The sequence below is a fragment of the Tomitella cavernea genome (genome assembly GCF_016599145.1).
Classification (GTDB): domain Bacteria; phylum Actinomycetota; class Actinomycetes; order Mycobacteriales; family Mycobacteriaceae; genus Tomitella; species Tomitella cavernae.
Window position 1 is genome coordinate 65,968 of sequence record NZ_JAENKO010000008.1, and the last position, 24,231, is coordinate 90,198.

Annotated in this window: 20 protein-coding genes and 1 pseudogene; 16 read left to right on the forward strand and 5 right to left on the reverse strand. The window is 72.1% G+C overall.

The window, feature by feature from the left end:
- Nucleotides 1-153 precede the first annotated feature (153 nt).
- Nucleotides 154-876, forward strand: a pseudogene (locus JJ683_RS05200) (HU family DNA-binding protein); the annotation flags it as partial.
- Nucleotides 877-1,155: 279 nt separating this feature from the next.
- On the opposite strand, the gene JJ683_RS05205 reads toward JJ683_RS05200, so the two are convergent.
- From JJ683_RS05205 to JJ683_RS05215, 3 genes are all read right to left on the reverse strand, one after another.
- Nucleotides 1,156-2,076 (reverse strand): NUDIX hydrolase, encoded by a 921-nt coding sequence (locus JJ683_RS05205; RefSeq protein ID WP_372435244.1) that lies wholly within the window; start codon nt 2,074-2,076, stop codon nt 1,156-1,158.
- 75 nt (nt 2,077-2,151) lie between these two features.
- On the reverse strand, nt 2,152-4,428 hold the full coding sequence (locus tag JJ683_RS05210; RefSeq protein ID WP_200171903.1) for an RNA degradosome polyphosphate kinase: 2,277 nt from the start codon (nt 4,426-4,428) through the stop codon (nt 2,152-2,154).
- A 44-nt stretch (nt 4,429-4,472) separates the two neighbouring features.
- Nucleotides 4,473-5,264 carry a CofC family guanylyltransferase gene (locus JJ683_RS05215; protein WP_200171904.1) on the reverse strand — a complete coding sequence of 264 codons (792 nt, stop codon included), beginning with the start codon at nt 5,262-5,264 and terminating at the stop codon, nt 4,473-4,475.
- A 167-nt stretch (nt 5,265-5,431) separates the two neighbouring features.
- Between JJ683_RS05215 and JJ683_RS05220 the strand changes: the two genes are divergently transcribed.
- On the forward strand, nt 5,432-6,430 hold the full coding sequence (locus JJ683_RS05220; protein ID WP_200171905.1) for an NAD(P)H-dependent glycerol-3-phosphate dehydrogenase: 999 nt from the start codon (nt 5,432-5,434) through the stop codon (nt 6,428-6,430).
- A 40-nt stretch (nt 6,431-6,470) separates the two neighbouring features.
- Nucleotides 6,471-7,604, forward strand: a complete 1,134-nt coding sequence (locus tag JJ683_RS05225; protein ID WP_200171906.1) for a D-alanine--D-alanine ligase family protein — start codon at nt 6,471-6,473, stop codon at nt 7,602-7,604.
- A gap of 56 nt (nt 7,605-7,660) precedes the next feature.
- Here the strand turns inward: JJ683_RS05225 and JJ683_RS05230 are convergent, their stop codons facing one another.
- Nucleotides 7,661-8,344: a DUF3515 domain-containing protein gene (locus tag JJ683_RS05230; protein WP_200171907.1), complete on the reverse strand. Its 684-nt coding sequence runs from the start codon at nt 8,342-8,344 to the stop codon at nt 7,661-7,663.
- A gap of 216 nt (nt 8,345-8,560) precedes the next feature.
- Here JJ683_RS05230 and JJ683_RS05235 point away from each other — a divergent pair, with 216 nt between their 5' ends.
- The 3 genes from JJ683_RS05235 to JJ683_RS05245 are packed head-to-tail and all read left to right on the forward strand — an operon-like array spanning nt 8,561 to nt 10,853.
- Nucleotides 8,561-9,622 carry a thiamine-phosphate kinase gene (locus tag JJ683_RS05235; protein WP_200171908.1) on the forward strand — a complete coding sequence of 354 codons (1,062 nt, stop codon included), beginning with the start codon at nt 8,561-8,563 and terminating at the stop codon, nt 9,620-9,622.
- 17 nt (nt 9,623-9,639) lie between these two features.
- Nucleotides 9,640-10,161: a gamma carbonic anhydrase family protein gene (locus JJ683_RS05240; protein WP_200171910.1), complete on the forward strand. Its 522-nt coding sequence runs from the start codon at nt 9,640-9,642 to the stop codon at nt 10,159-10,161.
- Nucleotides 10,158-10,853, forward strand: a complete 696-nt coding sequence (locus tag JJ683_RS05245) for a uracil-DNA glycosylase (RefSeq protein ID WP_200171912.1) — start codon at nt 10,158-10,160, stop codon at nt 10,851-10,853. The genes JJ683_RS05240 and JJ683_RS05245 overlap by 4 nt, the downstream gene beginning before the upstream one ends.
- Nucleotides 10,854-10,933: 80 nt before the next feature.
- Here JJ683_RS05245 and rpmB read toward each other — a convergent pair whose 3' ends face one another.
- Complete coding sequence (gene rpmB / locus JJ683_RS05250) at nt 10,934-11,125, reverse strand: 50S ribosomal protein L28 (RefSeq protein ID WP_182348511.1); 192 nt, start codon at nt 11,123-11,125, stop codon at nt 10,934-10,936.
- A gap of 326 nt (nt 11,126-11,451) precedes the next feature.
- Between rpmB and JJ683_RS05255 the strand changes: the two genes are divergently transcribed.
- From JJ683_RS05255 to mutM, 10 genes are all read left to right on the forward strand, one after another.
- Nucleotides 11,452-13,113, forward strand: a complete 1,662-nt coding sequence (locus JJ683_RS05255; protein WP_200171914.1) for a DAK2 domain-containing protein — start codon at nt 11,452-11,454, stop codon at nt 13,111-13,113.
- A gap of 42 nt (nt 13,114-13,155) precedes the next feature.
- The gene (gene recG, locus JJ683_RS05260) at nt 13,156-15,522 is read left to right on the forward strand and encodes an ATP-dependent DNA helicase RecG (protein ID WP_200171916.1); all 2,367 of its coding nucleotides are present in this window, start codon (nt 13,156-13,158) and stop codon (nt 15,520-15,522) included.
- A gap of 62 nt (nt 15,523-15,584) precedes the next feature.
- On the forward strand, nt 15,585-18,989 hold the full coding sequence (locus JJ683_RS05265; protein ID WP_200171918.1) for a pyruvate carboxylase: 3,405 nt from the start codon (nt 15,585-15,587) through the stop codon (nt 18,987-18,989).
- A complete protein-coding gene (gene rsmD / locus JJ683_RS05270; RefSeq protein WP_200171938.1) occupies nt 18,986-19,549 on the forward strand; it encodes a 16S rRNA (guanine(966)-N(2))-methyltransferase RsmD in 564 nt (187 codons plus the stop codon). The genes JJ683_RS05265 and rsmD overlap by 4 nt, the downstream gene beginning before the upstream one ends.
- On the forward strand, nt 19,546-20,034 hold the full coding sequence (gene coaD, locus JJ683_RS05275; protein ID WP_200171920.1) for a pantetheine-phosphate adenylyltransferase: 489 nt from the start codon (nt 19,546-19,548) through the stop codon (nt 20,032-20,034). The genes rsmD and coaD overlap by 4 nt, the downstream gene beginning before the upstream one ends.
- A gap of 247 nt (nt 20,035-20,281) precedes the next feature.
- Nucleotides 20,282-21,037: a DivIVA domain-containing protein gene (locus tag JJ683_RS05280; protein ID WP_200171921.1), complete on the forward strand. Its 756-nt coding sequence runs from the start codon at nt 20,282-20,284 to the stop codon at nt 21,035-21,037.
- A gap of 204 nt (nt 21,038-21,241) precedes the next feature.
- A complete protein-coding gene (locus JJ683_RS05285; RefSeq protein ID WP_372435242.1) occupies nt 21,242-21,931 on the forward strand; it encodes a YceD family protein in 690 nt (229 codons plus the stop codon).
- Between the two features lie 3 nt (nt 21,932-21,934).
- Entirely contained in the window at nt 21,935-22,117 is a 183-nt protein-coding gene (rpmF, locus tag JJ683_RS05290; RefSeq protein WP_143908691.1) for a 50S ribosomal protein L32, read from the forward strand.
- On the forward strand, nt 22,114-22,866 hold the full coding sequence (rnc, locus tag JJ683_RS05295) for a ribonuclease III (RefSeq protein ID WP_200171922.1): 753 nt from the start codon (nt 22,114-22,116) through the stop codon (nt 22,864-22,866). The genes rpmF and rnc overlap by 4 nt, the downstream gene beginning before the upstream one ends.
- Before the next feature lie 15 nt (nt 22,867-22,881).
- Nucleotides 22,882-23,865 carry a bifunctional DNA-formamidopyrimidine glycosylase/DNA-(apurinic or apyrimidinic site) lyase gene (gene mutM / locus JJ683_RS05300; protein ID WP_200171923.1) on the forward strand — a complete coding sequence of 328 codons (984 nt, stop codon included), beginning with the start codon at nt 22,882-22,884 and terminating at the stop codon, nt 23,863-23,865.
- Nucleotides 23,866-24,231: the final 366 nt, after the last annotated feature.

The following is a 24,231-nucleotide window of genomic DNA, read 5'->3' on the forward strand; positions in this document are numbered from 1 at the left end:
TAGGGAAAGACCGCCGACAACCTGCCCAGAACGCATTTGCGCGTTAGAATTCCGGACCAAGTTTGCTGCGGAAGCCCACGGGCGCGGCGAACCCGGTTTATCGTGGCGTGCAAATGGTCCGAGACAGGACCACGGTCAGGGGAGGTCTTTCTGATGAACAAGGCAGAACTCATCGATGGTCTGGTCGACAAGCTGGGCACGGATCGTCGCACGACGACGGCGGTGGTCGAAGGATTCGTCGACGCGGTGGTCCGCGCCGTCCACGCCGGCGAGAACGTGACCATCACCGGTTTCGGCGTCTTCGAGAAGCGCGCGCGAGCACCGCGTGTCGCACGGAACCCGCGCACCGGCGAGACGGTGCGGGTCCGTGCCACACGGGTTCCCTCCTTCCGCCCCGGGGCGCAGTTCAAGGAACTCGTTGCCGGCAAACAGAAGCTGAGCGCCTCCGGGGTCGCGGTCAAGCGCGGCTCGGGTGCGCCTACGCTGCCCGCGACGTCGGCGCCCGCGGCGACGTCTGCGGCCGCCAAGAAGACCACGGCCGCCAAGAAGACCACGGCCGCCAAGAAAACCACTGCTGCGAAGAAGACCACGGCCGCGAAGAAGACCACTGCTGCGAAGAAGGCGGCGGCCAAGGTATCTCCGGCGAAGAAGTCGGCGGCCAAGGTATCTCCGGCGAAGAAGTCGGCGGCCAAGGCGGCCACGGCGAGAAAGACCACCGCAGCCAAGAAGTCCACCGCAGCCAAGAAGACCACCGCAGCCAAGAAGACCACGGCCGCGAAGTCGACTGCTGCGAAGAAGACCACTGCTGCGAAGAAGCCGGCGGCCAAGGCGACCCCGGCGACGAAAACGGCGGCCAAGAAGTCCACCGCCGATAAATCCACCGCAGCCAAGAAGTCCACCGCAGCCAAGAAGACCACGGCCGCGAAGAAGACGACCGCAGCCAAGAAGACGGCCGCTACGAAGTCCGCCGCAGCCAAGAAGACGACCGCAGCGAAGAAGACGGCCGCTACGAAGTCCGCCGCAGCGCAGAAGACGACTGCAGCCAAGAAGACGGCCGCTACGAAGTCCGCCGCAGCGCAGAAGACGACCGCAGCCAAGAAGACGACTGCAGCCAAGAAGACGGCCGCGAAGAAGACCGCCGGAAAATAGTCGTCGTCAGCGCGGGCCGAGAGCGGGTGCCGGGAGCCGGTCGGCGGCGATGAGCCGACCGGCGCGCAGTGTCAGCACCCAGGAAGCGGCCTTGCGCGTATCAGTGGACGGCAACACCAGCCCGTCGCGGGCGGACCACCACCGCAGCAGGTCGGGGATCACCCCCGACTGGCTGCACACAGCCGCGACCCGTCCTGCGCCGGCGATCTCGCGCATGCGCCGTCGCCCCTCGTGCGGGTTGAGCGCGTAGGCCTCCTCCGACAGTGTCGGCTCGGTCACGACCTCGGTGCGCAGGTGCTCGGCGAGCGGCGCGACGGTGTCCACGCACCGTACGCGGTCGGCGGAATGCACGGCCGTGGGAAGGAACGCGGCCGTCTGCGGGACGAGCAGGCGGGCCTGCTCTGCTCCCTTGGCGTCGAGCGGCCGGGCGGTGTCGGGGCCACCGAATGCGCCGCGGCGTCCGGCGCGGGCGTGGCGGACGAGCAGAATCGTGGCGTCGCCCGGGCGCCGCGCACGAAACCGTGCGAGGACGGCCCGGTCGAGGTCGTGGGTCACCAGTTCGACGGCGTCCCGGAACCGCACCCAGTGCAGCTCGTCGACCTCCGAGCTGGGACGGAACCCGCCGCCGACGGCCTGCGCCTCCCAATAGTCGACGACTTTGGTCCGGCGCGCGTTGAGCGGGTAGGACACCGATTGCAGAAACCGCCCGAGCGCTGCGGTGTATCCGGTCTCCTCGACGGTCTCGCGCGCGGCCGCAGCCGCTGCCGGCTCGCCAGGATCGAGCTTGCCCTTGGGCAGGGACCAGTCGTCGTACTCGGGCCGGTGCACCACCGCGAATTCCCTCTTCGGCCCGGCCCCGCGGTACCGCCACAGCACCGTCCCGGCCGCGTGGACGGTGTTGGATCGAGGTGCCGGACCGCTTTGGATGCTCACGGTCCGATTGTGCGGGATGGTCCGGTGACCGGCGGCATCCGGCCCTACGTCGGATCCGCGGCGCGGGAATCAGTCGGCCGGCCCGCTGCGGCTGGCCTGCAGGAGCGTCTCCTGGTAGTCGCGCACGTCGGTGCCACCGGACGGCGATGCGCTCCACGTGCCGTCGGCGTCCAGCACCCAGCAGCGGGTGTCCGCGCTGAGGGCCAGGTCGAACACGTTGCCGAGGACGGGCGTGAGCTCCTCGGACGTGACGCGGGCCATGACCTCCACCCGTCGGTCCAGATTGCGGTGCATCATGTCGGCACTGCCGATCCAGTATTCCTGTGCGCCGACGAAATGCAGGATGCGCGAGTGCTCGAGGAACCGGCCCAGGATCGAGCGGACGTGGATGTTGTCGCTCAGCCCGGGCACGCCCGGCTTGAGGCAGCAGATGCCGCGGACGACGATGTCCACCGGCACGCCCGCCTGCGACGCACGGTACAGCGCGTCGATGATCTGCTCGTCCACGAGGGCGTTGGCCTTGAGCCTGATGCCGGCGGCGCGCCCCGCGCGGTGGGCGTCGATCTCCGCTGAAATGCGCTCGACGATGCCGCGCCGGATTCCGTGCGGCGAGACCATCAGATTCCGGTAGCGGTTGACCCGCGAATAACCGGTGAGCGAGTTGAACAGGTCGGTGAGGTCGGCGCCGATCTCCGGATCGGCGGTGAACAGGCCCACGTCCTCATAGAGTCGTGCCGTCTTGGGATTGTAGTTTCCGGTGCCCATGTGGCAGTAGCGGCGGATGGCCGCGCCCTCGCGCCGCACCACCAGGCAGGTTTTGCAGTGCGTCTTGAGGCCGACCATCCCGTACACCACGTGCACGCCGGCCTCCTCGAGCTTGCGCGCCCAGCGGATGTTGGCCTGCTCGTCGAAGCGGGCCTTGATCTCCACGAGGGCGACGACCTGCTTCCCGGCCTCCGCGGCGTCGACGAGCGCGTCGACGATGGGCGAATCGCCGGAGGTGCGGTACAGGGTCTGCTTGATCGCGAGCACCTTCGGATCGGCCGCGGCCTGTTCGATGAACCGCTGCACCGAGGTGGAGAACGAGTCGTACGGGTGGTGCACGAGCACGTCGCCGCGGCGCAGGGCCGAGAAGACGTTCCTGGCGGTCTCGCGCTCCCCGAAGGGGGGCGGGGTGGCGGGGACGAAGGGGGTGTCCTTGAGCGCGGGCCGGTCGAGGCCGTGCAGCTGCCACAAGCCCGTGAGGTCGAGCATGCCCGGGATACGGATGACGTCTCCGGGGCTGACGTCGAGCTCGCGCAGCAGCAGTTCGAGCATGTGCTCGCTCATGTCGTCGGTCACCTCGAGGCGCACGGGAGAACCGAACCGGCGACGGGCGAGCTCGCGTTCGAGGGCCTGCAGCAGGTCCTCATCCCGGTCCTCCGACACCTCGAAGTCCGCGTTGCGCGTCACGCGGAACACGTGGTGCTCCACCACGTACATGCCGTGGAAGAGCACGTCGAGGTGGGCGGCGATGAGGTCCTCGATGGGCAGGAAGGTCGTCGCGTCGGCACGGCCCGCCCCGCCGGCGTCGGTACCGGTGCCGACGGGCACGAAGCGGTCGACGTTCTTCGGGACCTTCACGCGGGCGAAATGCTCGCTGCCCGTGGTGCCGTCGCGGACCGTCACGGCCAGATTGAGGCTCAGCCCGCTGATGTAGGGGAACGGGTGGGCGGGGTCCACCGCGAGCGGGGTGAGCACGGGGAAGACGCGCTCGTGGAAGTACTCGGACAGGCCCTTGCGGACGTCGTCGTCGAGCGCCTCCCAGCGGGTCAGGCGGATGCCCGCGTCTGCGAGCTCGGGCAGCACGTGGTCGAGGAACACCCGCGCGTGCGTGATGGCCGTGACCTGCGTGCGGCGGCCGATGAGCTGCAGCTGCTCCCTCGGCGTCAGGCCGTCGGCAGAGCGGACGGGCAGCCCGGCCTCGTCGCGGCGGCCGAGCCCCGCGACGCGGACCATGTAGAACTCGTCGAGGTTTGACGCGTGGATCGCAAGGAACTTCACGCGTTCGAGCACCGGAAGCGAGGAGTCCTCGGCGAGGGCGAGCACCCGCGAGTTGAAGTCGAGCCAGCTCAGCTCGCGGTTGAGGTACCGGTCATGCGGCAGGTCCGTGTCCGGGCGGGGGGTGCGCATCGTCGCGGCGGGGGGCGCCGACGGGGTGGTCGCCGGCGGCAGAGTGTCATGGGCGGGGCCGACGGCGGGCACACCCGTGCCCGCCGCCGAGGCGGCATGGTCGAGGGCTGTGGATCCGGCCCCGGCGGGCCGGGCCGCGTCTGTTTCGTCGTGCACGTCTCGATCCTTCCGCATCGCGGCCTGTCGTGCATGGTGCCCGGCCCGATTTTCCGCACTGTTCATCGCGTCTTCGCGCCCGGGACGCCGATGCGTCGCAAGAGTGTTCCGGTCGAGGCCCCGGTGCCGAGTCGGCGGACGTGGCGCAGGTCCGCGACGGTGTCGACGTCGGCGCGGAGGCCCGGCCACGATCCCCGCAGGGCGATGGCGCCCTGTGCTTCGTGCCGCCGCGCGGATCCGCCGCCGAAGCCGAGGCGCAGGCGGGTCGCCGCACCGCACACGAACACCGCGGTGGTGCCGTCCCCGGACCGGTCGGCGATGTACGCCCGGCCGTGCCCGTGCGCGTCCCCGTCTCCAGGGCGGCCAGGGACGGGCAGCCCCGGATACGCGATGGCCGCTGCGGCGGCCGCGGTGAATTCGCCGGGGCGCAGCGACGGCAGATCGGCCTGCACGAAAGCGAGGTGGTCCGGCGCGACGGCGTCGCGCACGCGGTAGGCCGCGCCGGTGAGCGCGGCGTTGAGCGCAGCATGCGGTCCACCCTCGGATGGGTGACCGCCGACCGCCAGGCCATCGCCGGCCGCACCGGCGCGGGCGAGCGCCTGCCGTTCGTCGACGCTGCACGCGCCGCACCGGATCGCCGCGGCGGCGGCCGCGGCGTCGGGGGTGACGACCGTGACGGCGGAGACTGCGGAGGACTCCAGCAACGCCCGCAGCGTGTCCTCGAGCATCGCGAGCACCAGCTCACGGCGCAGTGATTCGTCCACCGCTGCGGACAAGCGCGACTTGGCGTCGGCGAGGCTCTTCACCGGGACCACGACGTGCACGCACGGGGCGGCGGTTGCGTGCGTCGGCATGGTTCCGATGATGCCAGCATGCGGGGCCGCGGCCGCACTGCGGGATCTGCGCCGAACGGACGCGACGCCGGGCCGGTACGGTCAGGAACGTCGGGAGGCGCACGGCGTCCGCCGGCGGCCGGCACACGGTGCGGCCGTGAGCGGCGCGCCAGGAAGGACGGGGACGGGTGGTCAAGGCGGCGGTGATGGGGGCGGGCTCGTTCGGCACCGCCTATGCGAAGGTGCTGCGGGATGCGGGCACCGAGGTGACGCTGTGGGCGAGGCGCGCGGACGTCGCGGACGCCGTCGCGCAGCGACGCGTCAACCCGGACTATCTTCCGGGGGTGCGGTTGCCCGAGGGGCTGCGTGCCACGCACGACCACGCGGAGGCCCTCGACGGCGCGGATGTGGTGGTCCTCGCGGTGCCGTCGCAGTCGTTGCGCGGCAACCTCGCCGCGTGGTCTGGGGATCTTCCACCGTCGGCCACGCTGCTCAGCCTCGCGAAAGGGGTCGAGGTCGGCACGCTGATGCGGATGAGCCAGGTGACCGCGGAGGTCACGGGCGCGGAGTCCGACAGGATCGCGGTGCTGTCGGGGCCGAACCTGGCCAAGGAGATCGCGGCGGAGCAGCCCACCGCGACGGTGATCGCGTGCCCCGACTCGGTGCGCGCGGTCGCCGTGCAGCGGGCGTGCGCCACCGGGTATTTCCGCCCGTACACCAATACCGATGTGACCGGATGCGAGGTGGGCGGCGCGTGCAAGAACGTGATCGCGCTGTGCAGCGGGATGGCCGCCGGAATCGGATTGGGCGAGAACACCTCCGCGGCGATCATCACCCGCGGCCTGGCGGAGATGACGAGGCTGGGTGTGGCGCTCGGCGCGCGGCCCGAGACGCTCGCCGGGCTCGCCGGGGTCGGAGACCTGGTGGCCACGTGCGTGTCGCCGTTGTCGCGCAACCGCTCCTTCGGCGAGCGCCTGGGCCGGGGGGAGACCCTCGAACAGGCGCAGCAGGCCACGCACGGGCAGGTCGCCGAGGGCGTCAAGTCGTGCTCGTCGATCCTCGAGCTCGCCCGCAGCTACGGGGTGGAGATGCCGCTGACCGAGGCCGTGCACTCGGTGTGCCACGGGCGGATTCCGGTGTCGCAGGCGCTGGTGCAGCTGCTCGGACGGCGGATCAAGCCGGAATAGGCGGATCGGGCCGCGCGGGGCGGCAGGTACGGTGCTGGACGTGAACAATCGTCGTACAAGGGTCGCGGTCGTCTACGGCGGGCGCAGCAGCGAGCACTCGGTGTCGTGCGTGTCGGCGGGCAGCGTCCTCGCGCACCTCGACCGCGACCGGTTCGAACCGGTCGCGGTGGGGATCACGGAGGACGGACGGTGGGTGCTGGGGCCGGACTGTGCGCACGGTCAGGTGCCGGAGCTGGCCCCCCAGGGGCGGCGGCTGCCCGCCGTCGACGCCACCCGGACGCCGGTCGCCCTCAGCACCGACCCCACCCGCGCCGGTGCGCTGCTGTCGCTGGCGGACGGAGCCGCCGGCGACGTGCTGCATGAGATCGACGTGGTGTTCCCCGTCCTGCACGGCCCGTTCGGCGAGGACGGAACCATCCAGGGGCTGCTGGAGCTCGCCGGCGTTCCGTACGTGGGCCCGGGCGTGCTGGCCAGCGCGGCGGGCATGGACAAGGAGTTCACGAAGAAGCTGCTCGCCGCGGACGGTCTGCCCGTGGGCACCCAGGTGGTGCTGCGCCGCGGCGACGATGACCTGACTGCGCCGCAGCGTGAGCGCCTCGGCCTGCCGGTGTTCGTCAAACCGGCTCGAGGCGGATCGTCGATCGGCATCACGCGCGTGGTCTCCTGGCAGCAGTTCCCGGCGGCGCTCGCCGAGGCGCGGCGCCACGACCCGAAGGTCATCGTCGAGGCCGCGATCGTCGGCCGCGAGGTCGAGTGCGGCGTGCTCGAGCGCGCGGACGGGACGGTGTCGGCGAGCGTGCTGGCCGAGATCCGCATGCCGGAGGTCGACGCCGATGCGGACGGATCCGATGACGGGGCCTTCTACGATTTCGATACGAAGTACCTCGACGACGTCTGCGAGTTCGACATCCCCGCCAAATTCGACGACGCGGTGGCGGACGAGGTCCGGTCCATGGCGGTCCGCGCGTTCCGGGCGCTCGACTGCCAGGGGCTGGCCCGCGTGGACTTCTTCGTCACCGCGGGCGGGCCCGTCATTAACGAGATCAACACGATGCCCGGCTTCACGGCCATCTCGATGTATCCGAAGATGTGGGCGGCGGCCGGTACCGGCTACGCCGACCTGCTCACCGAGATGATCGACACCTCTGCCGCGCGCGGCACCGGCCTGCGCTGAGCGCTTTCCCGTCCTGCGCGGGCCCCGCGGGGCGGTGCCGGGCGGAACGGGTGCGCTCAGTTGCCGCCGGCGGGCGGCGCGGGCGCGGCGGGGGCCGGGTCGATGGGTTGCGCCGGCAGGGCCTGCGCGATGATCGACGACATCTCCTGGATGGGGGCGGGTCCGGAGCCGTTCGGGAGCGTCAGCGCCACGTACACGGGACGGTCGACGGCGAACCATGTGGACGACGCCAGGCCGATCTCCGCGCCGGAGACCTCGAACCATTGCACCGCGTCCACCTGCTGGATGCCGACGCCCTGGCGGAACCCGGCGGGCCGGTCCAGCCCGCAGCGCAGCACGATCGGCTCGGCGGCGGCGGGGTCCGCGGAATCGTCGGCGCCGGAGTCCGGCCGCCACGCGGCCGCGCCCTCCGGGGCCGGCTCGGCCAGTTCGGCGCGGGTGTAGTCGCCGAGGGTGTCCGGCATGGCCGCCAGAAGCGTTGAGCACGCGTCGGATCCGGACTCCGGGGCGGGCACCGCGCCGCTGACGGCCACCGGCCCGGCGTCGTCGGAAGCGTCGTCGGAGCCGGCCACCAGCACCCCGGCGACGACGATGCCGACGATCAGCGCGACGGGCAACGCGATGGCGGTGGCGATCACGGCCGGGTGGAAGCGGTGCTCCCCGGCCGTCGGCTCCCCGGCCGGGGTCCCGGGCGGGTCCTGGGGGTCGTCAGGGCCGGAGCTGCCGTCGGGTTTCGTCATGGGTGGGCGGGTTTCGTCATGGGTGGGCGGGTTTCCTCGTGGGTGCGGGGGTTCCTCGGAGCCCCGGGCCGGGTGCGGCGCGGGGCGGTCGATCGGCGGCCGCGCGGGCACTGGGCGGTCCCCGGCTAGTATCGCGACCGGCGACCACGGTACCCGTGTAGGCGGGATCACCCCGGCGTGCACCATGCCCGCCGGCGCCGCCCGCCATGGAAGGGGATGCGCACAGCAGTGGACGAAGCGACGGTGGCCGAGGTGGGGGAATTCGACGTCATCAGACGGCTGGTCGGCGAGCGCCCGCCTGCCGCGGATCGGACCGTGCTCCTGGACACCGGCGACGACGCCGCGGTGCTCTCCGCCGCGGACTCCCGGGTGGTGACGTGCACGGACATGCTCGTGGAAGGCAGGCACTTCCGGCTGGACTGGTCGGCGCCCGCGGACGTGGGCGGCAAGGCGATCGCCCAGAACGCCGCGGACATTGCGGCGATGGGCGGCGGCTGCACCGGTTTCCTGGTGGCGATCGGCTGCCCGCCGTCGACTCCCGTCCGGGTGCTGGAGGAGATCTCGGCGGGGGCCCGCGCGGAGGCGGCGCGCGCGGGGGCGGCGATCGTCGGCGGTGATCTGGTGCAGGCGCGGCAGTTGGTGCTGAGCGTGACCGCGCTCGGCACCCTGGACGGGCGGCGTGCGGTGCGCCGCGCCGGCGCGCGCCCTTCGGACGTGCTCGCCGTGTGCGGGGGCACCGGCGCCTCCGCGGCCGGGCTGGCGCTGCTGCAGGCCGGATGGGGCATGCCGGGTTGCGCCGTGGCACTCGACGATGCGGTGGCGGCGCGACTGATCGCCGCGCACGTCCGTCCGCGTCCCCCGTACGCGGCGGGGCCGCAGGCGGCCGCCGCGGGGGCCACGGCGATGATCGACGTCTCCGATGGACTGGCCGCAGACCTGGGGCACATAGCGGAGGACTCCGGGGTGGTGCTCCGGGTCGATCCCGCCCGTCTGCGGGGGGACGCCGGCGGTGGCGCGGGGTTCGACGATCTGCGGTCCGCTGCGGACGCGTTCGGGGCGGACCCGTGGGAATGGGTGCTCGGCGGCGGCGAGGACCATCCGCTCGCGGCGACGTTCCCCGCGGCCGGGCCGCTACCCGAGGGGTGGCGGGCGGTCGGCACGGTGCACGCCCCCGGGGACGCGCCCGCGGGCAGCGGCCGGACGCCCGCAGAGCCGGCGGTGCTTTTCGGGGACTCCGCCTACGGCGGCGCACCGGGGTGGGTCGCCTTCGGGCGGTGAGGCGATAGATTGCTGGAATGGCGATCTACGCACTGGACGACAGAGTCCCCGACGTCCACCCGTCCGCGTACGTGCACCCGGACGCGGTGGTCATCGGCGCGGTCACCCTGGCCGCCGGCGCCTCCGTGTGGCCGCACGCGGTGCTGCGCGGCGACTATGGCCGCATCGAGGTGGGCGAGGCGACGAACATCCAGGACGGGACTGTGGTGCATTGCACACCCGTCGACCCGACGATCATCGGGGCGCGCTGCGTGCTGGGCCATAACGCGCACGTGGAGGGGGCGGTGATCGAGGACGACACCCTCATCGCGTCCGGCTCGGTGGTGCTCAACGGGGCGCACGTGGGCGCCGGATCCGTCGTGGGGGCCGGTGCGGTGGTGCCGTTCGGCGCCGTGGTGCCGGACCGGTCGATGGCACTGGGAGTGCCCGCCCGCGTCCGCGAGGACTTCACGGTGCCGGAGGGCCATCTGCATGTCAACGTCGACATGTACGCCGCGAACGCGGAGCACTATCGGACCGCGCTGCGCAGGATCGGGTGACGGCCGTGCAAAGTCCCGCACCGCTGCCGCTCGAGCGTCTCGTCCACCCCACCTGGGTGCCGGCACTGCAGCCGGTGGCCCAGCGGATCACCGCGATGGGCGAGTTCCTGCGCGCGGAACTGGCCGACGGCCGCGGCTACCTGCCCGAGGGCGACGCAGTGCTGCGCGCGTTCGCGGAGCCGATGGACCGGGTCCGAGTCCTCATCGTGGGGCAGGACCCGTACCCCACGCCGGGGCACGCGGTGGGCCTGAGCTTCTCCGTGGACCCGTCGGTGCGGCCGATCCCGCGGAGCCTGACGAACATCTATCGCGAATACTCCGAGGACCTCGGCCTGCCGGTGCCGGACGGCGGCGATCTGTCTCCGTGGAGCCGCAACGGGGTGCTGCTGCTCAACAGGGTGCTCACCGTGCGGCCGGGCGAGGCGGGGTCGCACCGCCTCAAGGGCTGGGAGGAGGTGACCGAGCAGGCCATCCTGGCGCTGGTCGCGCGCGGCGGGCCGCTCGTGGCGATCCTCTGGGGACGCGACGCGCAGAGTCTCAAGCCGTGGCTGGACGACGTGCCCGTGGTGGAGTCGGCCCACCCGTCGCCGCTGTCCGCGTCGCGGGGGTTCTTCGGCTCCAGACCGTTCAGCCGGGCCGACGACCTGCTGATCGCGCAGGGGGCCGACCCCGTCGACTGGGCGCTGCAGTAGCGCGCCCGTGAACGGAGAAACCCCCGTCACCGTGCGGTGGCGGGGGTCCGGGGCACCGGGACACGGTGCCGATGTGCGGATCAGGCGCGCGCGACCTTGCCGGCCTTGATGCACGAGGTGCACACGTTCATGCGCTTACGGGTGCCGTTGCCCAGGCGTGCGTGCACGGTCTGGATGTTGGGGTTCCAACGGCGCTTGGTCCGCCGGTGCGAGTGCGAGACGGACATTCCGAAGCCGGGTCCCTTGGCACAGACGTCGCAGACGGCAGCCATAGTCGTCGAACTCCTCGAATAGTCTGGATGGTTGTTGTCAGGTCTTTCCTGCAAGCAGGTAAGTCGATCTCTTCCTACCGGCGGAGCAGTCGAGCCTTCCCGGCAAAGAGGATAGCGGCCCCGTGCGGTACGGCCGCACGCGGGTGGCGCGCAGCCGTGCTCGGGTCGAGGCAACCGTGCAAGAATAGCGCCCCGCGGCCGTCGGCGCCAAACCGCGCCCGCCACCACTAGCCTTGCGGTGCGGGCGGCAGCACCGTCCGCCACGGCGCGAGCATACGTGTCCGCCGCGGTACCCGGACAGGATCAGCGAAGGGGGGAATCCGGCAGTGCGCGATCACGTATTCGATGCGGCGGCGGTCCGGCGCTGGGCGGAGGCGAGCGTGGACGCGCTCACCTGCAGGCGCCGGGAGATCGACGCGCTCAACGTGTTCCCGGTGCCGGATTCGGACACGGGGACCAACGTCATGCACACCTTCACCGCCGCGGCCGAGCAGGTCTCCGGGGGTTCCGGGGGGGGTGCGGCGGCGCCGACGGCCGCGGCCGCTCTGCAGGATCTCGCCGCGGGCGCGGTGGACGGGGCGCGCGGGAACTCCGGCGTGATCCTGTCTCAGGTGCTCATGGGCCTTGCACAGGAGGCGGCCGCCGACGGCCGGGCGGGCGGCCTCGACGGCCGGGGGCTGAGCGCGGGACTGGCGCGCGGGGCGCTGCTCGCACGCAACGCTGTGAGCATGCCGATGGAAGGCACCGTCCTCACCGTGATCGACGCGGCCGCGCAGGGGTGCGCGGGGGAGGAGACGCTCACGGCCGCGGCGCGCGCCGCGGCCGGGGCCGCATACGAGGCGCTCGGCAGGACGACACGCCAACTCGACGTCCTCGAGGCGGCCGGCGTGGTGGATGCGGGCGGTCTTGGGCTGCTGGTGGTTCTCGACTGCCTGGCCGAGACGCTGTCGGGGCAGCGGGTGCAGCGGCCGACGTTCGTCCGGTCGGTCGACGCGGCGCTGGGGCGATCCGGCGCAGCGATAACTAGGCTGGATCTGTCCGCGGCGGCGGACCCGGAGTCCGCGCACGGTTGCGCGGCGGGTGCGGACGAGTACGAGGTGATGTACCTGCTCGACGACGCCGACGACACGGCCGTGGCCGCGCTGCGCCGCAGGCTGGAGGCGGTCGGGAACTCGGTGGTGATCGTGGGCGACGGCACCGGCGGCCGGTCCGTGCACGTGCACCTGCGGGACGCGGGGCTGGCCGTGGACAGCGGGCTCGAGGCCGGCCGGATCCGGAAGGTCCGCATCACGCATCTGGGCGTGCAGCAGCGCCGGCAGACGGGCCTGCGCCCCGGGCGCGCGGTGCTGGCGGTGGTCGACGGTGCGGGCGCGGTGCCGCTGTTCGAGGCGGCGGGCGCGCGGGTGCTGCCCGTCGACGGCTCCGCCTCGGGCTCGGCTCTGCTCGCCGCCGTCGGGGACACCGACGCCGGCGAGGTCCTCGTGCTGCCGAACGGACTCGTGCGCTCCGAGGACCTGGTGGTGGTCAGCGCCGCCGCCCGGCGCCAGGGGCAGCAGGTGCTGCCGTTGCCGTGCTCGTCCGCGGTGCAGGGGTTGGCCTCGATCGCGGTGCACGATCCGCACCGCCCGTCGAGCGACGACACCTACGCGATGGCGGAGGCCGCCGCCGCGACGCGCTGCGCGCACCTGCGCGTCGCGGACACGCGCGCGTTGACGTGGTCCGGAACATGCGAACCGGGCGATGCGCTGGGAGTGATCGGCGGCGAGGTGATGGTGGTCGAGCCCCGCGCGTCGACGGCGGTGACGACCCTGCTGGACTTGATGCTCGGCACGGGTGGGGAACTGGTGACGCTTCTTGTCGGTGCCGCGGCGGATGATGAGCTGGTGTCGGCTGCCCGCGCGCACGTGGAGCAGCGGCATCCGGCGGTGGAGCTGTCGGTTTTCCCTGGTCTGCAGTCGGGCGACGTGCTGCAGATCGGGGTCGAGTGACGGCCCCGCGGATCCCGACGCGGGAGAACGGAGGGGGCGGCGGTGGCGACGCTCACGGACAGGCTGGACCTGCTGCTCGGTGACGCGACGGCGGCGGTGCTGGCGGACCAGTTCGAGCTGCGCACCGCCGGGGACCTTCTGCGGCACTATCCGCGCAGGTATCTGCGCGCCGGCTCCCTGATGGCGCCGGAGGACCTCGCCTCGGGCACACACGTCACCATCGCGGCGCGGGTGGTGGAGGCGGATATCAGGCCCATCCGCCGCGATCCACGCCGCAAGCTGCTCCGGGCGGTGCTCGACGACGGCCGCAACCGCCTCGGCGTGACGTTCTTCAGCCCGCACAAGGTGCGCCATCACATCGCGGTGGGGCGGCGCGGTCTGTTCTCCGGGCAGTTGGGCACCTTCAACGGCCGGCTGACGCTGACCCACCCCGACTATCTGCTGTTGCCGGAGTCCGCGCAGGCGCGCGCCGGCGACGGGGCGCTGCTGGCCCCGGGCCAGCGGGTGCAGGGCGGCGGGTCGCTCGCCCGGATGGCGGAGGCCCTGCAGGATTCGGGCGACGGCCTGTCCGCCGCGGACCTCGACCGTGCCCTGCTGCCCATCTATCCCGCGTCCGCCAAGGCGCAGACGTGGACGATCATGCGGTGCGTGCGCCAGGTGCTCGATCAGCTCGAGCCGGTGGCGGACCCGGTGCCGCAGGACATCGTCGCGCGGTACGGGCACGTGTCGCTGGATGCCGCGCTGCGCGGCATCCACCGGCCGTCGTCGGAGGGCGAGGCGGCGGCCGCGCGGGGCCGGCTGCGTTTCGATGAGGCCGCATCGATGCAGCTCATGCTGGCCCGGCGGCGCGCCGAAGACCAGCGTGGCAAGGCGCCGGCGGGCGCACGGCGCACCGGGGCGGCGGTGGACGCGTTCACCGCGCGGTTGCCGTTCGAGCTGACCGAAGGGCAGCAGCAGGTGCTCGCCGAGGTGCGCCGCGACCTCGAGGGCGCCGTCCCCATGCGCCGTCTGCTGCAGGGCGAGGTGGGATCCGGTAAGACCGTGATCGCGGTCCTGGCGATGCTGCAGGCGGTCGACGCCGCCCACCAGTGCGCCATGCTGGCGCCCACCGAGGTGCTGGCGGTGCAGCACGCCCGGTCCATCCGGCAGCTGCTCGGTCCGCTGGCCCGCGCGGGCCAGCTCGACGGGGCGGAGGACGGGACGCGCGTCACCCTGCTCACCGGGTCGATGCCCACGGCCGAGCGGCGGCGCGCGTTGCTGGAGATCGCCTCGGGCGAGGCCGGCATCGTCGTCGGCACGCACGCGCTGCTCGAGGACGCGGTGACGTTCTTCGACCTGGGCCTGGTGGTGGTCGACGAGCAGCACCGGTTCGGCGTGCACCAGCGCGACCGCCTCCATGGCAAGGCACGTGCGGGGTTCGCGCCGCACCTGCTCGTGATGACGGCGACGCCGATCCCGCGCACGGTCGCGCTCACCCAGTTCGGCGACCTGGACACCTCCACCCTGCGTGAGCTGCCGCGCGGGCGGTCTCCGATCCGCACGTCGGTGGTGTCGATGCCCGACAACCCACGGTGGGTCAAGCGGGCATGGGAACGGATCGTCGAGGAGGTGGCGGACGGCCGGCAGGCGTACATCGTGTGCGCGCGGATCGGCGACCCGTCCTCCGAGCCGGCGTCCGGATCCGTGTCGACCCCCGGATCCGAGTCGACCCCCGGGTCCGAGTCGACCCCCGGGGCCGCGCCGCCGGAGCCCGCGCGGGGCGCGGGCGGGGCCGACGCGGACAAGGCCCCGCAGCCCGACGCCAACGCCGCGGTGGACGTGTACGACAAGCTGGTGCAGGGCGCACTGTCCCGAGTGAGCGTGGGACTGCTGCACGGCCGGATGCCGTCCGCCGAGAAGGACGCGGTGATGCGCCGATTCTCCGAGGGCGACATCGACGTCCTGGTCAGCACCACCGTCGTCGAGGTCGGCGTGGACGTGCCGAACGCCACCGTCATGGTGATCCTCGACGCCGAACGCTTCGGGGTCAGCCAACTGCACCAGTTGCGCGGACGGGTCGGCAGAGGACAGGCCCCGGGGTTGTGCATCCTCATCAGCGGGCGCCCGGCCGGAGCGCCGTCGAGTGCGCGGCTGGAATCCGTCGCGGCCACCGCCGACGGCTTCGAGCTGGCCCGGCTCGACTTGCAGTTGCGCCACGAGGGCGACGTGGTGGGCACCGCGCAGTCCGGCCGCACCAGCGGCCTGCGGTTGCTGTCGGTGCTCGAGGACGAGGACGTGATCCTCGACGCCCGCGAGTTCGCCGCGGACATGGTGCAGCGGGATCCGGAGCTCACCCGGCATCCCGGCCTGGCGGAGATGGTCTCGACGGTGGAGGGGACCGAGCGCGGGGAGTTCCTCTTCCGCGCCTGAGCCACAGTACGGCTCCTGCGCGCGGGGCGGGGGCCCGGCGCACGGAAGGTAGGTTTGCAGGCATGCTCACAAAGGTTCTGGTGGCCAACCGCGGTGAGATCGCGATCCGCGCGTTCCGCGCGGCGTACGAGATCGGTGTGCAGACGGTCGCGGTGTATCCGTTCGAGGACCGCAACTCGTTGCACCGGCTCAAGGCCGACGAGGCGTACCAGATCGGTGTGCCGGGCCATCCGGTGCGCGCCTATCTGGACGTCGACGAGATCTTGCGGGTGGCCCGCGAGTGCGGCGCGGACGCGGTGTATCCGGGCTACGGGTTCTTGTCGGAGAACCCGGGGCTGGCCGACGCGTGCGCGGCGGCGGGGATCACGTTCATCGGCCCGGACGCGGAGTGCCTGCGGTTGGCGGGCAACAAGGCGCGCGCCATCGAGGCGGCCCGCGCCGCCGGGCTGCCGGTACTCGCCTCGACAGCGCCGAGCATGGACTTCGACGGCCTGGTCGCGCAGGCCGGGGCGATGGACTTTCCGGTGTTCGTCAAGGCCGTCGCCGGCGGCGGCGGGCGGGGCATGCGCCGGGTCGACGATCCGGCGGATCTGCCCGGCGCGCTCGAGGCCGCGTCGCATGAGGCGGCCACCGCGTTCGGGGACGGGGCGGTGTATCTCGAACAGGCCGTCATCGCGCCGCGGCATATCGAGGTGCAGATCCTCGCCGACACCGCCGGCGAGGTGGTGCACCTGTTCGAGCGGGACTGCTCGGTGCAGCGCCGGCATCAGAAGGTCATCGAGCAGGCCCCCGCCCCGGGCCTCGACCCGGGGTTGCGGGCGCGGATCTGCGACGACGCGGTCGCGTTCGCCCGCCACGTCGGCTACACCTGCGCCGGGACGGTGGAGTTTCTGGTCGACGCGGCCGGCCGGCACGTGTTCATCGAGATGAACCCGCGTATCCAGGTCGAGCACACCGTCACCGAGGAGATCACCGACGTGGACCTGGTGGGCGCGCAGATGCGCATCGCCGCCGGGGCGACGCTCGCGCAGATCGGGCTTTCCCAGGAGGCGATCGGTATCCGCGGGGCGGCGATCCAGTGCCGGATCACCACCGAGGACCCGGCCAACGGTTTCCGCCCGGACACCGGGCGGATCACCGCGTACCGCACCCCGGGCGGGGCGGGGATCCGCCTCGACGGCGGCACGTCCGTGGGCGCCGAGGTGGGCGCCTACTTCGACTCGATGCTGGTCAAACTCACCTGCCGGGGCGCCGACCGGGCCGGGGCGCTCACCCGGGCGCGGCGGGCGCTCGCGGAGTTCCGCATCCGCGGGGTGGCCACGAACATCCCGTTTCTGCAGGCAGTGCTCGACGACGGCGATTTCACCGCCGGCGTGGTCGACACCGGTTTCATCGCCGCCCATCCGCAGCTGCTCGGCGCCCGGGGTTCGGCGGACCGGGGCACGAAGATCCTCGAATACCTCGCGGACGTCACCGTCAACACCCCGCACGGGCCCAGGCCCGCCGGAGTGCGGCCCACGGTGAAACTGCCCGCGGCCGAGCAGATGGCGGTCGCCCTGTCGGCGGCCCCGCCGGACGGCTCGCGGCAACGCCTGGCCGCGCTCGGCCCCGAAGGGTTCGCCGCGGCGCTGCGCGATCAGCCCGCCCTGGGCGTGACGGACACGACCTTCCGTGATGCGCACCAGTCGCTGCTGGCCACCCGGGTGCGCACCCGGGACCTGGTGGCGGTGGCCCCGTATGTGGCGCGGACGGCCCCGGAATTGTTGTCGATCGAGGCGTGGGGCGGCGCCACCTTCGATGTGGCGCTGCGGTTCCTCAAGGAGGATCCGTGGGACCGCCTGGCCGCGTTGCGCGAGGCGGTGCCGAACATCTGTCTGCAGATGCTGCTGCGCGGCCGCAACACCGTCGGCTACACCCCGTACCCGGCCGCCGTCTCGGATGCGTTCGTCGCCGAGGCCGCGGCCACCGGCATCGACATCTTCCGGATCTTCGACGCCCTGAACAACGTCGATCAGATGCGCCCGGCGATCGACGCGGTGCGCGCCACCGGCACCGCGGTCGCCGAGGCGGCGCTCGCCTATACGGGGGATCTGGCCGACCCGGCCGAGGACCTGTACACCCTGGACTACTACCTGCGCATCGCCGAGCGACTCGTCGATGCCGGCGCGCACGTGCTGGCCGTCAAGGACATGGCCGGGCTACTGCGCCCCGCGGCGGCCACCGCCCTGGTGGGCGCGCTTGTGCGGGAATTCGACGTGCCGGTGCATGTGCACACCCATGACACCGCGGGCGGCCAACTGGCCACCTACTTGGCCGCCGCGGCCGCCGGCGCGTCGGCCGTCGACGGGGCGGCGGCGCCTCTCGCGGGCACGACGAGTCAGCCGTCATTGTCGGCGATCGTCGCCGCGACCGCACACACCGGCCGGGACACGGGTATCGATCTGGCGGCGGTGTGCGCGCTCGAGCCGTACTGGGAAGCGCTGCGGCGGGTGTATGCGCCGTTCGAGGCGGGCCTGCCCGCCCCGACGGGCCGGGTGTACACCCACGAGATCCCGGGCGGGCAACTGTCGAATCTGCGCACCCAGGCGGTCGCGTTGGGATTGGGTGACCGGTTCGAGGACATCGAGACCGCATACGCCGAGGTGGACCGGATGCTGGGCCGGCTGATCAAGGTCACCCCGTCGTCGAAGGTGGTCGGCGACCTGGCACTGGCGTTGGTCGGGGCGGGCGCGTCGGCGGCGGATTTCGCCGCCGATCCGCGCTCGTTCGACATTCCGGATTCGGTGACCGGATTCTTCCGCGGCGACCTGGGCGTGCCGGCCGGCGGCTGGCCGGAACCGCTGCGCACCGCGGTGCTCGGCGGACGGCGGGCGGCACCCGAACAGATGGCCGAGATCACCGCCGAGCAGCGGAGCGCGCTGGAAGGGGACTCGGCCGGGCGCCGGGCGATGCTCGACGAGCTCCTGTTCCCCGGGCCGGCACGGGGGATGGCGGCCCACCGCGAGCAGTACGGCGACACCGCTTCGATCGGCACGCGCGAATTCTTCTACGGGCTCGTCTCCGGCGAGGAGCATCGCGTGCAACTCGAACCCGGCAAGACGCTGATCGTGGGGCTCGAGTCGATCTCGCCGCCGGACGAACGCGGCATGCGCACGGTGATGTGCACGCTCAACGGGCAGCTGCGCCCGGTGGAGGTGCGCGACCGCGCAGTGGAGGACGCCCGGCCGCAGGCGGAGAAAGCCGACCGCACGGCCACAGGCCAGGTGCCCGCGCCGTTCGCCGGGGTGGTGACCCTCGCCGTGGAGGCGGGGGCCCGGTTGTCCGTCGGCGATGTCGTCGGGAGCATCGAGGCGATGAAGATGGAGGCGGCGATCACCGCGCCGGTGGCGGGCACCGTCACGCGCGCCGCCGTCGCGGAGGTCGCCCAGGTCGAGGGCGGCGACCTGCTGGTGGTGATCGAACCCTGACACGGATCATCACGGGCAGTGCACGGGGACGCAGGCTCGCGGTGCCCGGCGCCGGCACCCGCCCCACTTCCGACCGCGTCCGGGAAGCGCTGTTCAGCGCCCTCGACGCGCGCATCGACTTCACCGGCATGCAGGTGCTCGACCTCTACGCGGGCTCAGGCGCGTTGGCCCTCGAGGCGCTCTCACGCGGGGCGTCGGGCGCATTGCTGGTGGAATCCGGCGTACGGGCGGCGCGCGTGATCGCGGCCAACGTCACGACCACCGGGCTACGGGGCGCACATGTGCGCCGGTCCACCGTCGCGGACGCGTTGGCGAAGCCGGCGCCGCAGCCGTTCGACCTGGTGTTCGCCGACCCGCCGTACGCGGTGCCGGTTGCAGAGGTCGCCGCGGCACTCGAGGCGCTCGCGGCCGGGTGGCTGGCGGACGGGGCGATCGTGGTCGTGGAACGGGCGTCCCGCAGCGCGGCGACGCCGTGGCCCGAGGAGTACGGCGACGTCGCCGTCAAACGCTACGGAGAGACCCGGATCGAGATCGCCACCTGTTACGGTCTGGGCTCATGAGCATTGCGGTGTGCCCCGGGTCCTTCGACCCCGTGACAAACGGTCATCTGGACGTCTTCCGGCGCGTCGCGGCGCAGTTCGGCGAGGTGATCATCACGGTGATGATCAACAAGTCCAAGCAGGGCATGTTCAGCGTCGACGAGCGCATAGCGCTCCTCGAGGACGCGGTGCGCGACCTGCCCAACGTGCGGGTGGACGCCTGGCACGGCCTGCTCGTCGAATACGCGCGGCACAACGCCGTCACCGCTATCGTCAAGGGGCTGCGCGGCGCGAACGATTTCGACTACGAGCTGCAGATGGCCCAGATGAATCGGGCGCTGACCGGGGTGGACACCTTCTTCGTGCCCGCCGACCCGCAGTATGGTTACCTGTCGAGTTCGCTGGTGAAAGAGGTCGCGACCTTCGGTGGTGACGTGGAGGGGATGCTGCCGGAGCACGTGCACGCGGCGCTGCTCCGGCGGCTGGCGGAGCGCGCCGCGCGCTGATGGTGCCGCCGTCGGCCGCGTGATGTGAGGCGTCTCGCGCCGGGCGGGGAGTGTGCGACGCGCCGCCGGGCGACGCTCGCGTTGGCAGGTGGCGCGGCGGTCCATCTGCGGCGGTCCGTGCCGGGGCCGGGACTGCGGGCGCGACACACCGGCGCCGTCGTCGCACGCCGGGGCGGTGATGCGGGCAGACTGGACCGGGAAGCACCGGCGCGGCAAGGCGGACGGGATTCGACGAGAAGGGGTAAGGGTGTACCGGGTATTCGAGGCGCTCGACGAGCTGGTCGTGATCGTGGAGGAGTCGCGCGGGGTGCCGATGACTGCGGGGTGCGTCGTGCCCCGCGGGGACGTCCTGGACCTGCTCGACGACATCAAGGAGGCGTTGCCGCCCGAGCTCGACGACGCGCAGGACGTGCTCGACCGGCGCGACGGGATGCTCGGCGAGGCGCGGGAGAACGCCGACCACCTGGTCGGGCGGGCCAACGAGCACGCCGATGCGACGCTGGCCGACGCGCGCGAGCAGGCCGACAGGATGGTCGCCGATGCGAAAGACCAGGCCGACCGGATGGTCGAGGACGCGCGGGCGCACGCGGCGGAGCTGGTGGCCGCGGCGGAGGCGGACGCCGACCGGGCCGTGGAGTCCGGGCGCCGCGAGTACGAGGCCACCACGGGGCGGGCCCGCACCGAGGCCGACAGGATCATGGAGGCCGGCAACGCCTCGTACGAGCGGGCCATCGCGGAGGGCGCGGCCGAGCAGCAGCGGCTGGTCTCGCAAAGCGAGGTCGTCCAGTCCGCGCACGCCGAGTCCGCCCGCCTCGTCGACGAGGCGCACGAGGAGGCCGAGCGGCTGCGCGGCGAATGCGACGTGTACGTCGATACGAAGCTGGCCGAGTTCGAGGACCTGCTCTCCGGGACGCTGCGCTCGGTAGGGCGTGGCCGTCAGCAGCTGCGCAGCACCGGCCAGCCAGATTTCGGCGCGGGGCAGCGGTACGGCAACTCCCGGTAGGCCTGTGGTGCCCGCAGGAGCGCGAACCGGGCGGATCGAGTAGCCTGGTCCGGCCGCGTTCGATGTCCTGTGCGGCCCTCCGGCACACCACGGCGCAGGCGCCGTGGTGGACACGGCCGTACGCGGGAGGGCTGTCTGGCATCGGACCCGCCTGAACCCTCGCGTCCAAACCGACCATCCACCCCTGATCGTACGGAGAGGCTCGTGCCCCGCAACGCAGATCCCGCAGAACCCCGCTCGGCCGAGGGGCATGGCGCCGCGCGCCCGGACGTGGACAGCCCCTTCGTCTTCGACGTGCGTCCGCTGGGCCGCCGTCCGGGACAGATGGAGGCCGCGCACCGCGCCGTGCGCGCGCCGCAGAGGCTGGGGCTGGACCTCATCGCCATCGAGGAAGGCGCCCCGCTCGACATCGACGTGCGCCTCGAATCGGTGATGGAGGGCGTGCTCGTATCCGGCACGGTGTCCGGAACGGCCGTCGGCGAGTGCGCCCGGTGCCTGAAACCGGTCGAGGAACCGGTGGACCTCGAGCTCACGGAGCTGTTCGCATTCCCGGACAGCGTCACCGAGGAGACCACTGACGAGGACGAGGTTCCTCGCGTGGTCGACGGCCTGATCGACATCGCGCAGACCGTCGTCGACGGGGTCGGGGTGGACCTTCCGCTGCAGCCGCTGTGCCGGGACGACTGCCCCGGGCTCTGCTCTGTATGCGGAATCGACCTGGCGATTGCAGGTCCCGAGCACGGGCATGACACAATGGATCCTCGCTGGGCCGCCCTCGCCGCGAAGTTCGATGATGCGGCGGTGCAGCCCGAGGACCGGGACGTGGAGCGCGGGCGGAGTTCGCCCCGTCGCGACGTCCCGGAAGACACAGACCACCGAACCGAGGAGAGTTAAGCCGTGGCCGTTCCCAAGCGCAGGATGTCGCGTTCCAACACCCGGTCGCGCCGCAGCCAGTGGAAGACCTCCGCGCCCACGCTGGTCACCTGCGCCGGCCGTGGATGCGACGCCAAGATCCCCCCGCACACGGCTTGCCCGTCCTGCGGGACGTACAAGGGGCGCCAGGTCACCTCGGCCGTATGACGCGGCGGGGTGCGTCGACCCACGATGCCGACCACGGTCCACTGGTGACTGCGGTCGGCATCGATGTCGAAGGTGAGTTGCTCACCCTTGCACTGACCCACCGGTCGTTCGCGCACGAGCACGGCGGCCTGCCCACCAACGAGCGCCTTGAGTTCCTGGGCGACTCGGTCCTGGGCGTGGTCGTCACCGAACACCTGTACCGGAGCTTTCCGGAGCGGCCGGAGGGCGAGCTGGCCAAGCTGCGCGCGAGCATCGTCAACATGAACGCTCTCGCCGAGGTGGCGCGCGGGCTGGGGCCTGGCGGGCTCGGCCGGTATGTGCGGCTGGGCAAGGGCGAGGAGCTCACCGGCGGACGCGATAAATCCAGCATCCTCGCGGACGGCATGGAGTCGCTGATCGGCGCCGTCTACCTGCAGGACGGCCTGGAAACCGCGCGTGAGATGGTCCTGCGGCTCTTCGCCGGGCTCATCGAGCGGGCGCCCCGCCTGGGGGCCGGGCTGGACTGGAAGACGAGCCTGCAGGAGCTCACCGCCGTCAAGGATCTCGGCGTGCCGCGGTACGAGATCGAGGGCACGGGCCCGGACCATCAGCGCGAGTTCACCGCCACCGTCGTCGTCGCCGAGCGCGCGTTCGGCGTGGGGGTGGGGAGCACCAAGAAGGTCGCCGAGCAGAAGGCCGCCGCGGAGGCGTGGAACCGGATCACCGAGGAGTTCCCCGCGCCGGACGAGGCCGGCGTGGGCGAAAGCTGACAGGACCGGTGGGCGATGCCTGAGCTTCCCGAGGTGGAAGTGGTCCGCGCCGGGCTGGCGCCGCATGTGCTCGGGCGGCGCGTGGTCTCCGCCGCCGTCCACAGCGAGCGGACGGCGCGGCGGTTCGAGCCGGGCGCGCAGGCGATGGCGTCCTGGCTCGGCGGGGCCGTCGTCACCGGTGTGGGCCGCCGCGGCAAGTACCTGTGGCTGGAGCTGGACGGCGCGCCGCTTCCTTTGCTCGGCCAGCCTGCAGGTGACGACGGGCGGTCCGCGCTGGTCGTGCACCTGGGCATGAGCGGGCAGATGCTCGTCCGCAGCGCGGCAGGCGGCGCCGTGGCGGATGCTCCAGTGCCGGAGGTTCCTGTTCCGGTGGGTGCGGCCCCGGCCGCGCCCGCGGCGGAGCGTGTCACTGCGCACCGGCACCTGCGGGCCGTTCTCGACCTGGGCGGCGGCCCGGAGCCGGGGGACTTGGTGCGCGTGGAGTTCGTGGACCAGCGGACGTTCGGTTGGTGGTTGCCGGCGCCGTTCGTCGACGTGGACGGCACGTCGGTGCCCGCGCCGGTCGCCCACGTCGCGCGCGATCCGATGGACCCGCGGTTCGACGTCGCCGCTGTGGTGCGCGTGCTCAAGTCGAAGCGCTCCGCGGTCAAGCGTCTGCTGCTGGACCAGACGGTGGTCTCCGGCATCGGGAACATCTATGCGGACGAGGCGCTGTGGCGGGCGCGCGTGCACGGCGGCCGGCCGGCGAACTCGCTCACTCGCCCGGCGCTCACCCGCGTCGTCGAAGCCGCACGCGCAGTCATGGCCGACGCGCTCGCGCAGGGCGGCACCAGCTTCGACGCGCTGTACGTCAACGTCAACGGGCAGTCCGGTTCTTCCCACACGGATGTCTATGCCCGTCATGGCATGCTATGTAACCGATGTGGTGCGACCATCGTGCGTGAGAAGTTCATGGGCCGTTCAAGCCATTTTTGCCCTGTTTGCCAGCGAAAACGCTGACACGATTGAGTGCGGCAAAAGGATGTGGGTGCGGCAAGAGGGGCGATCTCCGATTGCGCGAGTCATGCATTGTCATCGCGATTCCTGCCCCTTGGTGAGGGGGTCGTTCGAGTGCCCAAGACCTTGATGTTGACGTACAGTCCGTCGAGGCAGAAGTCGGTCACGGCCTTCCCAGTACCGCGTTGTAGCAGGTCAGTGGGGAGAGAGGCTCCGTCAGTGTGGCTTCGTCGTGGCTCCTTCTTGGTCTGAGTCGGCGGCGATCCAGGGGGTGCCTGGATCGGGTGATCTGCGGCACCCCGTCAGATGTATGTGAATGGCATACATTATCTGTCATGAGATCAGAGCCGGAAGAGGCAGTTGGAGGGT